The sequence below is a fragment of the Streptomyces thermocarboxydus genome (assembly GCF_024760485.1).
Classification (GTDB): domain Bacteria; phylum Actinomycetota; class Actinomycetes; order Streptomycetales; family Streptomycetaceae; genus Streptomyces; species Streptomyces cellulosae.
Genome location: NZ_CP058273.1, coordinates 1,749,781 through 1,763,892 on the forward strand (window position 1 = coordinate 1,749,781; position 14,112 = coordinate 1,763,892).

The 14,112-nt window shown below is 75.3% G+C and carries 15 protein-coding genes; 6 read left to right on the forward strand and 9 right to left on the reverse strand.

Annotated features, from left to right (window positions below; all coding sequences use genetic code 11):
• The first annotated feature begins 293 nt into the window (after nucleotides 1-293).
• From AY578_RS08180 to AY578_RS08205, 6 genes are read left to right on the forward strand one after another with little or no spacing between them, the layout of a single operon-like run.
• Nucleotides 294-1,298, forward strand: a complete 1,005-nt coding sequence (locus tag AY578_RS08180) for an ADP-ribosylglycohydrolase family protein (RefSeq protein WP_019525476.1) — start codon at nucleotides 294-296, stop codon at nucleotides 1,296-1,298.
• Nucleotides 1,295-2,512: an ADP-ribosylglycohydrolase family protein gene (locus AY578_RS08185; RefSeq protein WP_028960759.1), complete on the forward strand. Its 1,218-nt coding sequence runs from the start codon at nucleotides 1,295-1,297 to the stop codon at nucleotides 2,510-2,512. Before AY578_RS08180 ends, AY578_RS08185 begins: the two co-directional genes overlap by 4 nt.
• Before the next feature lie 7 nt (nucleotides 2,513-2,519).
• Complete coding sequence (locus AY578_RS08190; protein WP_258902215.1) at nucleotides 2,520-3,710, forward strand: ADP-ribosylglycohydrolase family protein; 1,191 nt, start codon at nucleotides 2,520-2,522, stop codon at nucleotides 3,708-3,710.
• Nucleotides 3,698-5,074 carry an ADP-ribosylglycohydrolase family protein gene (locus tag AY578_RS08195; RefSeq protein WP_136237749.1) on the forward strand — a complete coding sequence of 459 codons (1,377 nt, stop codon included), beginning with the start codon at nucleotides 3,698-3,700 and terminating at the stop codon, nucleotides 5,072-5,074. The genes AY578_RS08190 and AY578_RS08195 overlap by 13 nt, the downstream gene beginning before the upstream one ends.
• Nucleotides 5,071-6,303 (forward strand): CaiB/BaiF CoA transferase family protein, encoded by a 1,233-nt coding sequence (locus AY578_RS08200; protein WP_161107328.1) that lies wholly within the window; start codon nucleotides 5,071-5,073, stop codon nucleotides 6,301-6,303. Before AY578_RS08195 ends, AY578_RS08200 begins: the two co-directional genes overlap by 4 nt.
• Nucleotides 6,300-7,130 carry an HpcH/HpaI aldolase/citrate lyase family protein gene (locus AY578_RS08205; RefSeq protein ID WP_136237751.1) on the forward strand — a complete coding sequence of 277 codons (831 nt, stop codon included), beginning with the start codon at nucleotides 6,300-6,302 and terminating at the stop codon, nucleotides 7,128-7,130. The genes AY578_RS08200 and AY578_RS08205 overlap by 4 nt, the downstream gene beginning before the upstream one ends.
• A gap of 64 nt (nucleotides 7,131-7,194) precedes the next feature.
• Here the strand turns inward: AY578_RS08205 and lgt are convergent, their stop codons facing one another.
• The 9 genes from lgt to AY578_RS08250 all read right to left on the reverse strand — a co-directional run bounded on the left by lgt (nucleotide 7,195) and on the right by AY578_RS08250 (nucleotide 14,110).
• Complete coding sequence (gene lgt, locus AY578_RS08210) at nucleotides 7,195-8,250, reverse strand: prolipoprotein diacylglyceryl transferase (protein WP_136237752.1); 1,056 nt, start codon at nucleotides 8,248-8,250, stop codon at nucleotides 7,195-7,197.
• Nucleotides 8,251-8,335: 85 nt separating this feature from the next.
• Nucleotides 8,336-9,112, reverse strand: a complete 777-nt coding sequence (locus tag AY578_RS08215) for a DsbA family protein (protein ID WP_161232051.1) — start codon at nucleotides 9,110-9,112, stop codon at nucleotides 8,336-8,338.
• Between the two features lie 102 nt (nucleotides 9,113-9,214).
• On the reverse strand, nucleotides 9,215-10,030 hold the full coding sequence (gene trpA / locus AY578_RS08220; RefSeq protein WP_019525468.1) for a tryptophan synthase subunit alpha: 816 nt from the start codon (nucleotides 10,028-10,030) through the stop codon (nucleotides 9,215-9,217).
• Nucleotides 10,027-11,310 carry a tryptophan synthase subunit beta gene (gene trpB, locus AY578_RS08225; RefSeq protein ID WP_136237754.1) on the reverse strand — a complete coding sequence of 428 codons (1,284 nt, stop codon included), beginning with the start codon at nucleotides 11,308-11,310 and terminating at the stop codon, nucleotides 10,027-10,029. Before trpB ends, trpA begins: the two co-directional genes overlap by 4 nt.
• Nucleotides 11,311-11,458: 148 nt before the next feature.
• Nucleotides 11,459-11,650 (reverse strand): tryptophan biosynthesis modulator TrpM, encoded by a 192-nt coding sequence (gene trpM / locus AY578_RS08230; RefSeq protein WP_078504606.1) that lies wholly within the window; start codon nucleotides 11,648-11,650, stop codon nucleotides 11,459-11,461.
• A gap of 22 nt (nucleotides 11,651-11,672) precedes the next feature.
• Entirely contained in the window at nucleotides 11,673-12,479 is an 807-nt protein-coding gene (trpC, locus tag AY578_RS08235; protein ID WP_019525466.1) for an indole-3-glycerol phosphate synthase TrpC, read from the reverse strand.
• A 118-nt stretch (nucleotides 12,480-12,597) separates the two neighbouring features.
• Nucleotides 12,598-13,032, reverse strand: coding sequence for a DUF2752 domain-containing protein (locus AY578_RS08240; RefSeq protein ID WP_026243922.1), 435 nt, complete (start codon nucleotides 13,030-13,032; stop codon nucleotides 12,598-12,600).
• A gap of 75 nt (nucleotides 13,033-13,107) precedes the next feature.
• The gene (locus tag AY578_RS08245; protein ID WP_019525464.1) at nucleotides 13,108-13,359 is read right to left on the reverse strand and encodes an HGxxPAAW family protein; all 252 of its coding nucleotides are present in this window, start codon (nucleotides 13,357-13,359) and stop codon (nucleotides 13,108-13,110) included.
• Between the two features lie 109 nt (nucleotides 13,360-13,468).
• Nucleotides 13,469-14,110, reverse strand: a complete 642-nt coding sequence (locus AY578_RS08250; protein ID WP_026243921.1) for a TIGR02234 family membrane protein — start codon at nucleotides 14,108-14,110, stop codon at nucleotides 13,469-13,471.
• Nucleotides 14,111-14,112 lie beyond the last annotated feature (2 nt).

A 14,112-nucleotide genomic window follows, 5' to 3' on the forward strand; every position in this document is an offset into this window, starting at 1 on the left:
CTGGGTCCCCCTGGACTCTGCCGGGCGCCCTCGCTTCCGGACACCCGTGCGGACGTAATTTGGACTCATTCCAATTTTCGACGCTGCCCAGTCTACGCCTCGGCGGAACCCCTCGCCAGCAAGGAAAGGCTGCGCTAACCAGCGCTTTTGCCGTCCGCCCCGGTCCGCTCGGACGCCCCGCGCATCTCGTCCGGGTGACGCTCCGGTACGCGAGGCTGCGGCGGACCCGGCGCCGGGGACAGTTCCGCAAAGGGCCGGCGCCCCACGGGGCGCGCCTGAGAGGAGAGCCGCGTATGGCATCGACCGCCCGCATCCCCTCGGCGCCCGCGCCCGGGGACGCCCTCGGGCTCCGCGAACGGGCCCGCGGCGCGCTGCTCGGCCTGGCCGTCGGCGACGCGCTGGGCGCCCCCGCCGAGAACATGAAGCCCTCCGAGATCCGCGCGAAGTGGGGCCGCATCACCGGCTATGTGAGCGACCCGCCGGCCGGCACGGACGACACCGAGTACGCGATCTTCTCGGGGCTGCTGGCCGCCCGGCACGGCTCCGCGCTCACCCCCGCGCATGTCGAGGCGGCCTGGCACGAGTGGATCGCCGACCGCGCCGAGGGCCCCTTCCGCGGCGCCGGCTTCAGCGAGCGGGGCACGCTGGAGAACCTCCGCCGGGGCCTGGCCGCGCCCATCTCCGCCCAGCACCGGCACGCCTGGAGCGACGGCCTCGCGATGCGGGCGGCGCCGTACGGCGTGTACGCGGCCGGGCTGCCCGACGAGGCGGCCCGGCTCGCGGCGATCGACGGCTCGGTCAGCCACGACGGGGAGGGCATCTACGGCGGGCGGGCGGTCGCGGCGGGCGTCGCGGCGGCCATGGCCGGGGCGCCCGTGGTCACGGTCGTCGCCTCGGCGCTGGCGGTGGTGCCGGAGGACTCCTGGACGGCCCGCTCGCTGCGCCGCGCGGTGACCGCCGCCCACCGCGGCGAACGCGCGGTCCGCGCCGCGGTCGTGATCGGCGGCTACCCCTGGACCGACCTCGCCCCGGAGGCGGTGGCCCTGGCCTTCGGCGCCTACGCGGCGGCCGACGGCGACTTCGAGCAGGCGGTGCTGACCGCCGTGAACATGGGCCGCGACGCCGACACCACGGCGGCCGTGGCCGGAGCGCTGGCCGGGGCGACCCAGGGCGTCACCGCCGTCCCCGGGCACTGGGCCGCGGCCATCACCCCGGCCCGCGGCAGCTGTCTGCCCGCCATGGCCGGCCACCACGTCCTCGACATCGCGGACCTGCTGACCCCGGAGACCCCCACATGACCTCCACCACCCCTGCCCCGACCACCGACGACACCCTCGCCCCCGCACCCACGCGGGGCGACGACGCCCTCGCGCCGCCCGCACCCGCTCCCCGTCCGCCCCGCGCGGCCGTCGAGGGGCTGCTCCTCGGCCTCGCCGCCGGGGACGCCGCGGGATGGCCCGCCGCCCGGCACCGCGCCGCCCGCATGCCCGAGTGGACCCGGCGCCTCACCCGCGAGCTGGACACCTTCGCCGAGCAGAACGCCACCACCACGCTCCCCGTCCCCATCGCCCTGAACCAGCCCCCCGAGCCGCTCCGCCTCGGCCCCTCCGACGACGCCGAGTGGGCCGCGTTCGCCGCCGAGGCGGTGCTGCGCGCGGGCGACGACACCGTCCTCGGCGACCTCAGCCGGGAGCGCCGCACCCGCGCCGCCATCGACCTCACCTGGAACGCGGTCGCCGCCGAGGTCGCCGCCGCCACCGAGAGGGCCCCCGAGACCGAGTCCGCCGTGCTGCCCCTGCGCGCCCGCATCTCCGTGCGCGCCGGACTCGGCAACCTCGCCACCGGGCTGCGCCCGCCCGCCTCCGGCCACGACAACCCGCACTACTTCGACGACGCGGCCTGCGTCCGGGCCTGCGTGCTGGCCGTGGCGCACCCGGGCGACCCCCGGGCCGCCGCCGATCTCGCCGAGTTCGACGCCCGTTACACCCAGGACGGCGACGGCGTGCACGGCGCCCGCGCGATGGCCGCCGCCGTGTCCCTCGCGCTGGCCGGCGCCGGTCCGGACGCCTGCGCGGCCGCCGCCTGCGCCGAGTTGCCCGAGGACACCGAGATCGGCCGCAACGCCCGGCATGCCCTGGCGCTCGCGGCGGACGCCGGCAGCGCCTTCGCCCTGGTGCCGTCGCTGGAGCACCAGATCGTCGACCACGTCTACAGCTACGGCGTCGCCGCCGCCGAGACCGTCCCCGTCGCCCTCGCCCTGACCACCGCCGCCGGCGGCCGGATCGCGGAGGCGGTTCCGGCGGCGGCCTGTCTGTCCCGGGTCGCGGACTCCGCCCCGGCGCTGGCCGGCGCCCTCACCGGGGCGCTGGGCGGGAGCGCCGCGATCCCCGCGTCCTGGCGGGAGAGCTGCCGCACCCTGTCCGGCTGCGTGCTCCCCCGGCTCACCGGGACGGACCTGGTCGAACTCGCCGCGCTGCTGGAAGCCGCCCAACCGACCGCACCCGGAGGATGATCCCGGCATGAATTACGAAGCCACCGAAGATGCCGAAAACACCGCAGACACCCCTTCCCTGGACGAGCGGATCACCGGGGCGCTGGTCGGGGCGGCCGTCGGGGACGCCCTCGGCGGCCCGGTCGAGGGGTACTCCCCCGAGCAGATCGCCGAGCGCCACGGCGGCCGCGTCCACGGTGTCGTCGGCCCGTGGCACGGCGCCGACTGGCGCACCGCCCGGCCGATCGCGCCGTACCACAAGGGCGACGGGCACGTCACCGACGACACCCTGATGACCCACGCCCTGGTCCGGGTGTACGCGACGGTCCGCGACCACCTGGACGCGTACGCGGTCGCCGACCACCTGGTCCCGGACCTGATGACCAACCCGCGCTGGATCCCGGAGCTGGAGGCGGAGACGATCCCGCTGCACCGGATCTTCCTCGCCGAGAAGTGGCTGGTGGCGCGGCTGCACTACGGGCACGTCGACCCGCGCGAGGCGGGCGTGGGCAACATCGTCAACTGCGGCGCCGCGATGTACATGGCCCCGGTCGGCCTGGTCAACGCCGCCCACCCGGCCGCCGCGTACGCCGAGGCCCTGGACGTGGCGGGCGCCCACCAGTCGTCGTACGGCAGGGAGGCGGCCGGGGTGTTCGCGGCGGCCGTGGCGGCGGCCTGCGCGCCGGACGCGACCCCCGACTCGGTCGTCGCCGCGTGTCTGCCGCTGGCGAAGGACGGCACACGGGAGGCGGTCGAGAGGGTCTGCGAGGAGGCGTCGAAGCACACCGACGTCGAGTCCGCGCTGCGTCCGCTGCGCGAGGCGGTCGCCCCGTACGACACCGTCGGGCCCGACTACCGCTCCCCCTCGCTGGGCGCCCGGCGTCCGTCCCGGCTGCACGCGATCGAGGAACTCCCGGTCGCCCTGGGCATGGTGGTGGCGGCCCGCGGCGACTTCCGGCACGCCGTGCTGGGCGCGGTGAACTACGGCCGCGACTGCGACTCCATCGCCACGATGGCCGGGGCGGTGACCGGCGCGCTCGGCTCACCGGTGCCCGAGGAATGGGCCAAGACCGTGGCGGAGGCCAGCCGCCTCGACCTGTGGGAGCCGGCCGCCACGCTCACCGCGGTGGCCCGGGAGGTCTTCGCCCGGGACGTGGAACGCCGCCGCGCCCACGAGCGGGCGTTCGCACGGCTCGGAGGCAACGGATGCTCCGACTGACCTGGGTCCAGCCCGAGGACCTCGTCGGCCACGAACTGCGCCAGGCCGCGCTGGACGGCCGGGAGGCGTCCGCGGTCGCCGCCCGCTGGCACGCGGCGGGCGGTCCCCCTGCCCCGCTCACCGCCGGCGCCTCCCCGCGCCCGGTGTCCCGCTATCTGCGGCTGCTGGCCTGCGACCTGCTGGACGAGCTGGCCGAGCTGCCCGGCACGCTCGCCGACGACGAGCCATCCGACCTCCCCGCCATCCAGGCACTGTGCCCCGAGTGGCCCCTCTCCCCCGGCGCCCCGGCCGCCTGGGACGGACCCGTGTTCGAGGCGCGGCTGGAGGCGGCCTGGCTCGGGCGGGCGGCCGGCTGTCTGCTGGGCAAGCCGGTGGAGAAGCTGCCCCTCCACGCCATCCGCGCCCTGGCCCGCGCCGCCGGCAACTGGCCGCTGAGCGGCTTCTTCACCGCCCGGGGCGTCCCCGACGAGCTGCTGGCCGAGCACCCCTGGAACCGGCGCTCCGCCGCCACCTCCCTCGCCGAGAACATCGACGGCATGCCCGAGGACGACGACCTCAACTACCCGCTGCTCGCCCTGCTGGTGCTGCGCCGCCACGGCCGCCGCTTCACCACCGCCGACGTGGCCCGGGTCTGGCTCGACGAGCTGCCCGCGGGCCGCACCTTCACCGCCGAGCGCATCGCCTGCCGCAACCTGCTCTGCGGGCTCGAACCGCCGCTGACCGCCCGCCACCGCAACCCGTTCCGCGAGTGGATCGGCGCCCTGATCCGCGCCGACGTCCACGGCTGGACCAACCCGGGCGACCCTGGCGGCGCGGCGGAGCAGGCGTACCGGGACGCCGCCCTCACCCACACCGCGAACGGCGTGTACGCGGCCATGTTCACCGCCGCCGTCATCGCCGCGGCGGCGGGCGGCGAGCGGGACGTGCACGCCTGTCTGCGCACCGGCCTCACCGTCGTCCCGCCCCGCTCCCGGCTCGCCCGGGCCGTGCGGGACGCCGTGGGGCTGGCCCGCGAGCACCGTGACTTCGACACCGTCGTCGACCTGCTGCACGAGCGGCACGGCGCCACCCACCACTGGGTGCACGCCGTCCCCAACACCGCCCTGCTGGCCGCCGCCCTCACCCACGCCGACGGGGACTTCACCGCCTCGATCTGCCGCGCGGTGTCCGGCGGCTGGGACACCGACTCGGTCGGCGCCACCACCGGGAGCGTCGCCGGGCTGCTCGCCGGCTCGCCCCGCGCGCTCCCCGAGCGCTGGACGGCCCCGCTGAAGAACCGCCTGGCCACCTCCGTCGGCGACTTCGACGGCACCGGCTTCGACACCCTGGCCCGTCTCACCCATCTGGAGGCGTCCCGCCCATGACTCCCCCCGACCCGGTCTCCGCCGCCCCTGCCGCGCCGCCCGCCGCTCCCCCGCTGGCCGGCCTGCGCGTGCTGGACCTCGCCACCCTCTTCGCCGGTCCCCTCGCGGCCACCCTGCTCGGCGACTTCGGCGCCGACGTCGTCAAGGTCGAACACCCCAGGAAGCCCGACCCCTCACGCGGCCACGGCCCGTCCAAGGACGGCGTCGGCCTGTGGTGGAAGGTGCTCGGCCGCAACAAGCGCACCGTCACCCTGGACCTGTCCACGCCGGGCGGCCGGGACATCCTGCTGCGCCTGGTGCGCACGGCCGACGTGGTCGTGGAGAACTTCCGCCCCGGCACCCTGGAGAAGTGGGACCTGGGCTGGCCCGAGCTGTCCGCGGCCAACCCCCGGCTGGTGCTGGCGCGGGTCACCGGCTTCGGCCAGTTCGGCCCGTACGCGCACCGGCCGGGCTTCGGCACCCTCGCCGAGGCGATGAGCGGCTTCGCCGCGCTCACCGGCGAACCGGACGCGGCGCCGACCCTGCCCCCGTTCGGCCTCGCCGACTCGATCGCGGGCCTGACCACCGCGTACGCGATCATGACGGCGCTCGCGGCCCGCGACCGCACGGGCGAGGGGCAGGTGGTCGACACGGCGCTGATCGAGCCGATCCTCGCCGCCCTCGGCCCCCACCCCACCTGGTACGACCAGCTCGGCCACGTCCAGCCGCGCACCGGCAACCGGTCGCAGAACAACGCCCCGCGCGGCACCTACCTCACCGCCGACGGCACCTGGGTCGCCGTCTCCACCTCGGCCCAGTCGATCGCCGAGCGGGTGATGGTCCTGGTGGGCCGCCCGGACCTGATCGACGCGCCCTGGTTCGCGACCGGCGAGGGCCGGGCCCGGCACGCGGACGTGCTGGACGAGGCGGTCGGCGGCTGGATCGCCCGGCACAGCCGCGCCGACGTGGTGGCCGCGTTCGAGAAGGCGGAGGCGGCCGTCGCCCCGGTGCAGGACGTGCGGGACGTCATGGCGGACCCGCAGTACGAGGCGCTGGACACCATCACCACCGTGGACGACCCGGAGCTGGGCCCGCTGCGCATGCAGAACGTGCTGTTCCGGCTCTCCGCCACTCCGGGCTCGGTCCGCTGGGCGGGCCGCCCGCACGGCGCGGACACCGAGGAGGTGCTGACCGAGCTGGGCCTCACCCCGGCCGACCTGGCGGAGCTGCGGGCGGAGGGCGCCGTATGAAGAGCGTCCCGCTGACCTGGCTGTACGCCCCGGGCGACCGCCCCGACGTGGTGGCGAAAGCCCTGACGGCCGGGGCGGACGTGGTGGTGGTCGACCTGGAGGACGCGGTCGCGCCGGACCGCAAGGCGTACGCCCGCGCGGCCACCGCCGAGCTGCTGCGCGACCCGCAGCCGGTGCCGGTGCACGTCCGCGTCAACGCCCTCGCCGGGCCCTGGGGACCGGCCGACGTGGCGGCGCTGGCCCCCGCTCCGGGCCTGTCGGGGCTGCGCCTGCCGAAGGTGTCCTCCCCGTCCGACGTGGTGCGGGTCGCCCGCCGGGCCGTCTCCGCGCGCGGCGGCTCCCCGCCCCTGTACGCGCTGCTCGAGACCGCGCTGGGCGTCGAGCACGCCCATGCCGTGGCCACCGCGCACCCGGCGCTGCGCGGGATCGCGCTCGGCGAGGCGGACCTGCGGGCCGACCTGGGGGTGCGTGAGGACGCCGGGCTCGACTGGTGCCGGGCGCGGGTGGTGGTGGCGGCGCGCGCTGCGGGGCTGGCGCCCCCGGCCCAGTCGGTGCACCCGGACATCCGCGACCTGGAGGGCCTGGAGGCGTCCTGCGTGCGCGGGCGCGGGCTGGGTTTCCTGGGCAGGGCGGCGATCCATCCGCGCCAGCTCCCGGTCATCGAGCGGGCGTATCTGCCCACGGAGCGGGAGATCGAGCAGGCGGAGACGGTCCTCAAGGCGGCGGCCGCCACGCAGGGCGCGCAGGCGCTGCCGGACGGCACGTTCGTGGACGCGGCGGTGGTGACGGCGGCGCACCGGACGCTGGCGCTGGCGCACAAGCGGTGACCCGGACGCGCGGAGGGCGCCCGGGGATGTTCCCGGGCGCCCTCGGCGTGTGTACGGCGGGCGGTCAGGCCTTCTTGGCCGACCCGGCCCCGTCCTTGGACTCCTCCGGCGCCTCGGCGGCCTCGGACTCCGCGGACGCCTCGGGCCCCTCGGACGTGTCCGGCTTCCCGGGCTTGTCGGGCTTCCCGGCGTCGGTGTCCGTGTCCGTGGCGTCGTCCGTCGCCGCGTCCTCGGCGGAGGCGTCCTTCTCGGTCGCGTCGCCGTCGGTCGTCTTCCCGTCGGCCGCCGGGCCCTCGCCGTCTCCCGCGCCCGGCTCGACCACGGCCTCCCGGCCCGGACGCTTCCGCGCGGACAGCACGATGTAGAACACCGCCAGCAGCAAGACCAGGACCGCCGTCCAGTTGTTCAGCCGCAGGCCGAGGATGTGGTGGGCCTCGTCGACCCGCATGTACTCGATCCAGAAGCGGCCCGCGCAGTACCCGGCGACGTACAGCGCGAAGGCGCGGCCGTGTCCGAGGCTGAAGCGCCGGTCCGCCCAGATCACCAGCAGCGCCACACCGATGCACCACAGCGACTCGTACAGGAAGGTCGGGTGGTAGGTGCCCGGCATCCGGCCGTCGGCGGAGGAGGTGATCTCCACCGCCCACGGCAGGTCGGTGGCCCGTCCGTAGAGCTCCTGGTTGAACCAGTTGCCCCAGCGGCCGATGGCCTGGGCGATCGCGATGCCGGGGGCGATGGCGTCGGCGTACGCGGGCAGCGGGATGCCGCGGCGGCGGCAGCCGATCCACGCGCCGAGCGCGCCCAGGGCGATGGCGCCCCAGATGCCGAGGCCGCCCTCCCAGATCTTGAAGGCGTCCACCGGATCACGGCCCTCGCTGAAGTACAGCTGGTAGTCCGTGATCACGTGGTAGAGCCGGCCGCCGACCAGGCCGAACGGCACGGCCCAGACAGCGATGTCCGCCACCGTGCCGGCCCGCCCGCCCCGGGCGATCCAGCGCTTGTTGCCGAGCCAGACGGCAACGAAGACGCCGATGATGATGCAGAACGCGTAGCCGCGCAGCGGGACGGGGCCGAGGTACAGCACCCCGCTCGACGGGCTGGGAATGTAGGCAAGTTCCATGGCAGGACCGACGCTACCGTGCCGGGCCGCCCGCACGGCAGGCAGCCCGGCTACGGCTCCATAACAGGCCCGGGGACGAAGTCCCTCAGGACTTGTCGGCCTTCTCCACCATCTCCTTGAACTTCTCGGGGGTCATGGAGCGGTCCTGGTAGATGTTCTGCCCCTCGAACAGCACCGTCGGGGTGCCGCTGAAGCCGCCCTTCTGGAAGGCCTCGTTGGACTTGACCACCCAGCTGTCGTGCGTGCCGTCCTCCACACACGTGCGGAACTCGGGGGTGTCGAGGCCGTCGACCTTGCTCGCCAGGTCGAACAGCTTGTTGTCACTGGAGAAGGCGTCGTCGCTCTCCATCGGCTGGTTCTCGAAGAGCACGTCGTGGTACGCGGTGAACTTCCCCGCGTCCTGGGCGCACGCGGCGGCGTTGGCCGCGTTCAGCGAGCCGCTGCCGCCGAGGCCGCCGTCGATCAGCGTGACCAGGTGGTACTCGACCTTCAGCTTCCCGGCCCCGGTCAGCTCGTTCAGCGTCGGGCGGTACATCTGCTCGAAGGACTTGCAGGCGGGGCAGCGGAAGTCCTCCCACACCGTGAGGGTGGCCTTGGCGTCCTCCTTGCCGACCGGGATGGCCAGGCCGTCCTTGCCCTGGGCCCCCGAGGGCGCCACCAGCGGGCCGGACGCCTTGCTCTCGTCGTCCCCGCCGGAGTTGGCGGCGACGACGCCGATCACCGCCGCGAGCCCCAGGACGCAGAGCACGCTCGCGCCCACGATCAGGGTGCGGCGCCGCTTCTCCGCCGTCTTCTGCTTCTCGCGCTCTGCCGCCAGCCGCTCCCGGGCGGTGCGCTTTCCCTCACGGTTCTTGTCGCTCACACCCCGCAGAACGAACCGGGGAGGCGCCCAGCGCCTCCCCGGTCCCAGGTCCACCCGTACGAGGGACCCCGGCGGCCCGCCGCGGACGGCGGGCCGGTCCCGTCACACCTGCCCGCGCACGCCCCTGGCCAGCTCACCGGCGAGGTCACGGACCGCCTCGACGCCCGCGGCGTCGTCGGGCGCGTCCAGCATCCGCTTCACGAAGGCCGAGCCGACGATCACCCCGTCGGCGAACCGGGCGACCTCCGCGGCCTGCGCCGGGTTGGACACCCCGAGTCCGACGCAGACGGGGATGTCGGTGGTGGCGCGGGTGCGCCGCACCAGGTCCTCGGCCTGCGAGCTGACCGACTCACGGGTGCCGGTGACGCCCATGAGGGAGGCGGCGTAGACGAAGCCGCTGCCGGCCGCGGTGATCTCGGCGAGCCGCTCGTCCTTGCTGCTGGGCGCGACCACGAAGACCGTGGCGAGACCGTGCTTCTCGGCGTGCTCGCGCCACAGCGCGGACTCCTGGACCGGCAGGTCGGGCAGGATGCACCCGGCGCCCCCGGCCTCCGCCAGCTCGGCGGTGAACCGCTCCACGCCGTAGCGGTCGATGGGGTTCCAGTAGGTCATGACGAGGATCGGCGCGCCCGTGGCCGCGTGGGCCTCGCGCACCGTGCGCATCACGTCGGCGATGCGCACGCCGCCGCGCAGGGCGATGTCGTCGGCGGTCTGGATGACCGGGCCGTCCAGGACGGGGTCGCTGTGCGGCAGCCCCACCTCGACGACGTCCGCGCCGCCCTCGATCGCCGCCTTGACCGCCTCGATGCCGCCGTCCACGGTCGGGAACCCGGCCGGGAGGTAGGCGATGAGGGCGGAGCGGCCCTCCTCCTTCGCCGCGGCGAGGGTGTCGCTCAGCAGCCGCACGTTCCCGCTCACTTGGCGTCCCCCTCGATCTCGGCGGTGCCGGAGGCGTTCTCCTCGACCTCGGCGTCCGTGTCGTACAGCCCGAAGTAGCGGGCCGCGGTGTCCATGTCCTTGTCGCCGCGCCCGGACAGGTTGACGACGATCAGCCCGTCCCTGCCCAGCTCCTTGCCGACCTCCAGGGCGCCGGCGAGGGCGTGCGCGGACTCGATGGCCGGGATGATGCCCTCGGTGCGCGACAGCAGGCGCAGGGCCTGCATGGCGGCGTCGTCGGTGACCGCGCGGTACTCGCCGCGGCCGCTGTCCTTGAGGTACGCGTGCTCGGGGCCGATGCCGGGATAGTCCAGGCCGGCGGAGATCGAGTACGGCTCGGTGATCTGGCCCTCGTCGTCCTGGAGGACGTAGGAGCGGGAGCCGTGCAGGATGCCGGGCTCGCCGGCGGTGAGGGTGGCGGCGTGCTCGCCGGTCTCGATGCCGTGTCCGGCCGGCTCGCAGCCGATCAGGCGGACGCTCTCGTCGGGGATGAAGGCGTGGAACAGGCCGATGGCGTTGGAGCCGCCGCCGACGCAGGCGACCGCGGCGTCGGGCAGGCGTCCGGCGCTCTCCAGGAGCTGGCGGCGGGCCTCGACGCCGATGACGCGGTGGAAGTCGCGGACCATCGCCGGGAAGGGGTGCGGGCCCGCGACGGTGCCGAACAGGTAGTGGGTGCGGTCGACGTTGGCGACCCAGTCGCGGAACGCCTCGTTGATGGCGTCCTTGAGGGTGCGGCTGCCGGACTTCACGGCCACGACCTCGGCGCCGAGCATGCGCATGCGGGCCACGTTGAGGGCCTGGCGCCGGGTGTCGATCTCGCCCATGTAGATCGTGCACTCCAGGCCGAACAGGGCGCAGGCGGTGGCGGTGGCCACGCCGTGCTGTCCCGCGCCGGTCTCGGCGATGACGCGGGTCTTGCCCATGCGCTTGGTCAGCAGGGCCTGGCCCAGCACGTTGTTGATCTTGTGCGAACCGGTGTGGTTGAGGTCCTCGCGCTTGAGGAAGATCCGGGCGCCGCCGGCGTGCTCCGCGAAGCGAGGGACCTCCGTGAGGGCACTGGGGCGGCCGGTGTAGTGGGCCAGGAGGTCGTCGAGCTCGCGGGCGAACTCGGGGTCGTGCTTGGCCTTGTCGTACTCGACGGCGACCTCGTCCACGGCGGCGACGAGGGCCTCCGGGATGAACTTGCCGCCGAAGGCGCCGAAGTAGCCTGCCGTGGAGGGGGTTCGGCCCTCCGGGTCGGGGATGAAGAAGGTGCTGGGCATGTGGGAGTACCTCACGGTGAGTGTGTGGACGACACGAGCGCCGTGGGGGCGGGGTTTTCGGGCGTGTGCGGGCCCGTTGCGGCGTGTCGCGCCCACGCGGCTGAGCCGCAGATCGGCGGAGCCCCGCGCCCTGGAAGGGCGGGGGTCGTCAGGCCGCTTCGGGGCCGTCGTGGGCGGTCGCGCAGTTCCCCGCGCCCCTGTCGGGGCGCTGCCATCGTCTGCCGTTCACCTGGCCCGGTTCGTCGCCGATGACGTAGCGGACCCTGCGGCCGTGGACCCGGCGGGCCGGGGCTCGGCAGCCGCGGGGCCTGCAGCCTCGGGCGAGTCGGGAGAGCGTCATCGGGGGTCAGCCTAGCGAGGTCTCAGCGGCCGTGCCGGAGGGCCGGGTGCTCGCCTGCGGCGACCAGGTCGGCGACCGCCGTCTTGGGGTCCTTGCCGGTCACCAGGGACTCGCCGACCAGGACGGCGTCCGCGCCCGCGTTGGCGTAGGCGATCAGGTCGTGCGGGCCGCGCACGCCGGACTCGGCGACCCTCACGAGGTGCGCCGGGATCTCGGGGGCGACCCGCTCGAAGGTGCCGCGGTCGACCTCGAGGGTCTTCAGGTTGCGCGCGTTGACGCCGATGACCTTGGCGCCGGCGTCCACCGCCCGCTCGACCTCGTCCTCGTCGTGCACCTCGACCAGCGGGGTGAGGCCGATGGACTCGGCGCGCTCGATGAGCGACTCCAGGGCGGACTGCTCCAGGGCGGCCACGATCAGCAGCGCCAGGTCGGCGCCGTACGCGCGGGCCTCCCAGAGCTGGTACGAGGTGACGATGAAGTCCTTGCGCAGCACCGGGATGTCGACCTTGGCGCGGACGGCCTCCAGGTCGGCCAGCGAACCGCCGAAGCGGCGCTGCTCGGTGAGGACGGAGATGACGGCGGCGCCGCCCGCCTCGTAGTCGGCGGCGAGGCCTGCCGGGTCGGCGATCGCGGCGAGCGCGCCCTTGGACGGGCTGGAGCGCTTGACCTCGCAGATCACCTTGACGCCGTCACCGCGCAGGGCGGCCACGCCGTCCTTGGCGGCGGGGGCCTTGGCCGCGCGCTCCTTGAGCTCGTCGAGGCTGACGCGCGCCTGCCGCTCCGCGAGGTCGGCACGGACTCCGTCGATGATCTCGTCGAGCACACTCACGCGAGCGGCCCCCTTCCTGACGGTCGGGCTTGGCTGGTCCCTGCGATGGTATCCGGAGCAGGGCGAATGCCCCGCATCCGGCTGTCGCGGCGTCCAGTACCTGGACGATCAGCGGTGTTCACGGATGCAGCCAGCCGCCGAACGGCGTGTTCCGCAGCACCGTGAACACCAGCAGCAGTCCGCCCGCCGTCCACAGCACCGCGGGCGGCGGGTCGACGCGCATCGGCCGGCCGCGCGCCGCGCGGATCACCCAGACGGTCCACAGCACGGCGAAGACGGCGTAGCCGAGGACGGCGGGGGCGTTGGCCTGGAGGGCGGTGGCGAGGTCGCCGTGGGCGACGGCGTGGGCGCTGCGCAGCCCGCCGCAGCCCGGGCAGTACAGGCCGGTGAGGCCGAACAGCGGGCAGACCGGGTAGTGCCCGGGTTCGTTGGGGTCGACGGCGGTGACGTAGGCGAAGGCCGCCGCGACGGCGGCGAGCAGGCCGGCGGGGACGGCCAGCCGGGCCGCCCGGCCGGGGACCGCGTGGGGGCTCGGGGCGTTCACGCCAGGCATTGTCCCCCGTACACGCCGCGGGGGCGGCCCCGGCTCACGCCGGACACCGCCCCCGTACGGAGTGGTCCGCGGGGCTCAGCCCTGGGCGCGGGCCGGCTCGCGGTCGCCGGTGGTCTCGTGCACCGGGTGGTCGCGCTTCGGCTGGCCGAGGCCCATCGAGCGCATGACGGCGCCGACCACGCCGCCGAGGAGAACGACGCCCATGCTGGCCCAGAAGCCCACGGGCCGGTCCATCACCATGAACGCGCCCGCGGCGCAGAAACCGATGAAGGCGATGATGACACCGGTCCAGGCGGCCGGGGTGTGACCGTGGCTGCTGCCCGCCATTGCTTGCTCCTCGTTGCCGTGTGCGTGGGTGAGCGGGACGCTCGTCCCCATTGTCCCGCACACGCCGGGCCGCCGTGCGCCGGGGTCGGCCGTGGGCGGGTTGCGCGGTTCAGGCGCCGGTGGGGTCCTCACCTCGGTCGAGGGCCTTCCAGAGCTCCTCGGGGCGGTCCGGGTCGGCGGGAGCGGCCGAGCGGCGCGGGCGCGGGGCGCCGGCCCGCTCGTAACGGCCGGACATCGCGGGCCACAGACGTCCGTAGCGCAGCGCGAGCAGTCCGGCGGCCAGCAGCAGCAGTCCGCCGACGGCGGCGACGTACGGCCAGGCGGTGTGGGAGAGGGCGCCGACGGTCGCGGAGGCGTCCCCGGAGGCTTGCGCGGCCTTCTCGTCGAGCGCGGTGGAGTCGGACGCGCCGAGCAACGCGGCGGCGACCGTGCCGGCCCCGGAGAGGGCCAGTACGGCGGAGACGGCGAGCCGTCCGGCGCGGCGCACGGCGAAGACGGCGACCAGGGCGGCGAGCCCGACGACGGCCAGGGCGGCGGGCACGCCGGTGACGTCACTGCCCTTGGCGGTCAGCGGGAACGCGCCGCCGGCCACCGTCGCGGTGCCCTCCGACCACTCCTGCCGGGTGGCGAGCAGGGCCACGGCCGCGCCGAGGGCGCCGCTCAGCAGGGCGGCGGCGAGGCTCGTACGGCCGGTCCGGGAGGGGCCGGCGGGCTCGGAACGGGGGCTGGGTACGGCAGTCACGCCCTCCACTA

Coding starts and splice junctions, on each gene's coding strand:
- trpM (WP_078504606.1), bottom strand. CDS start 11,650: ATGACGCTCTCCCGACTCGCCCGAGGCTGCAGGCCCCGCGGCTGCCGA.
- AY578_RS08205 (WP_136237751.1), top strand. CDS start 6,300: ATGAAGAGCGTCCCGCTGACCTGGCTGTACGCCCCGGGCGACCGCCCC.
- AY578_RS08200 (WP_161107328.1), top strand. CDS start 5,071: ATGACTCCCCCCGACCCGGTCTCCGCCGCCCCTGCCGCGCCGCCCGCC.
- AY578_RS08185 (WP_028960759.1), top strand. CDS start 1,295: ATGACCTCCACCACCCCTGCCCCGACCACCGACGACACCCTCGCCCCC.
- trpB (WP_136237754.1), bottom strand. CDS start 11,310: ATGCCCAGCACCTTCTTCATCCCCGACCCGGAGGGCCGAACCCCCTCC.
- lgt (WP_136237752.1), bottom strand. CDS start 8,250: ATGGAACTTGCCTACATTCCCAGCCCGTCGAGCGGGGTGCTGTACCTC.
- AY578_RS08195 (WP_136237749.1), top strand. CDS start 3,698: ATGCTCCGACTGACCTGGGTCCAGCCCGAGGACCTCGTCGGCCACGAA.
- AY578_RS08190 (WP_258902215.1), top strand. CDS start 2,520: ATGAATTACGAAGCCACCGAAGATGCCGAAAACACCGCAGACACCCCT.
- AY578_RS08240 (WP_026243922.1), bottom strand. CDS start 13,032: ATGCCTGGCGTGAACGCCCCGAGCCCCCACGCGGTCCCCGGCCGGGCG.
- AY578_RS08245 (WP_019525464.1), bottom strand. CDS start 13,359: ATGGCGGGCAGCAGCCACGGTCACACCCCGGCCGCCTGGACCGGTGTC.
- AY578_RS08180 (WP_019525476.1), top strand. CDS start 294: ATGGCATCGACCGCCCGCATCCCCTCGGCGCCCGCGCCCGGGGACGCC.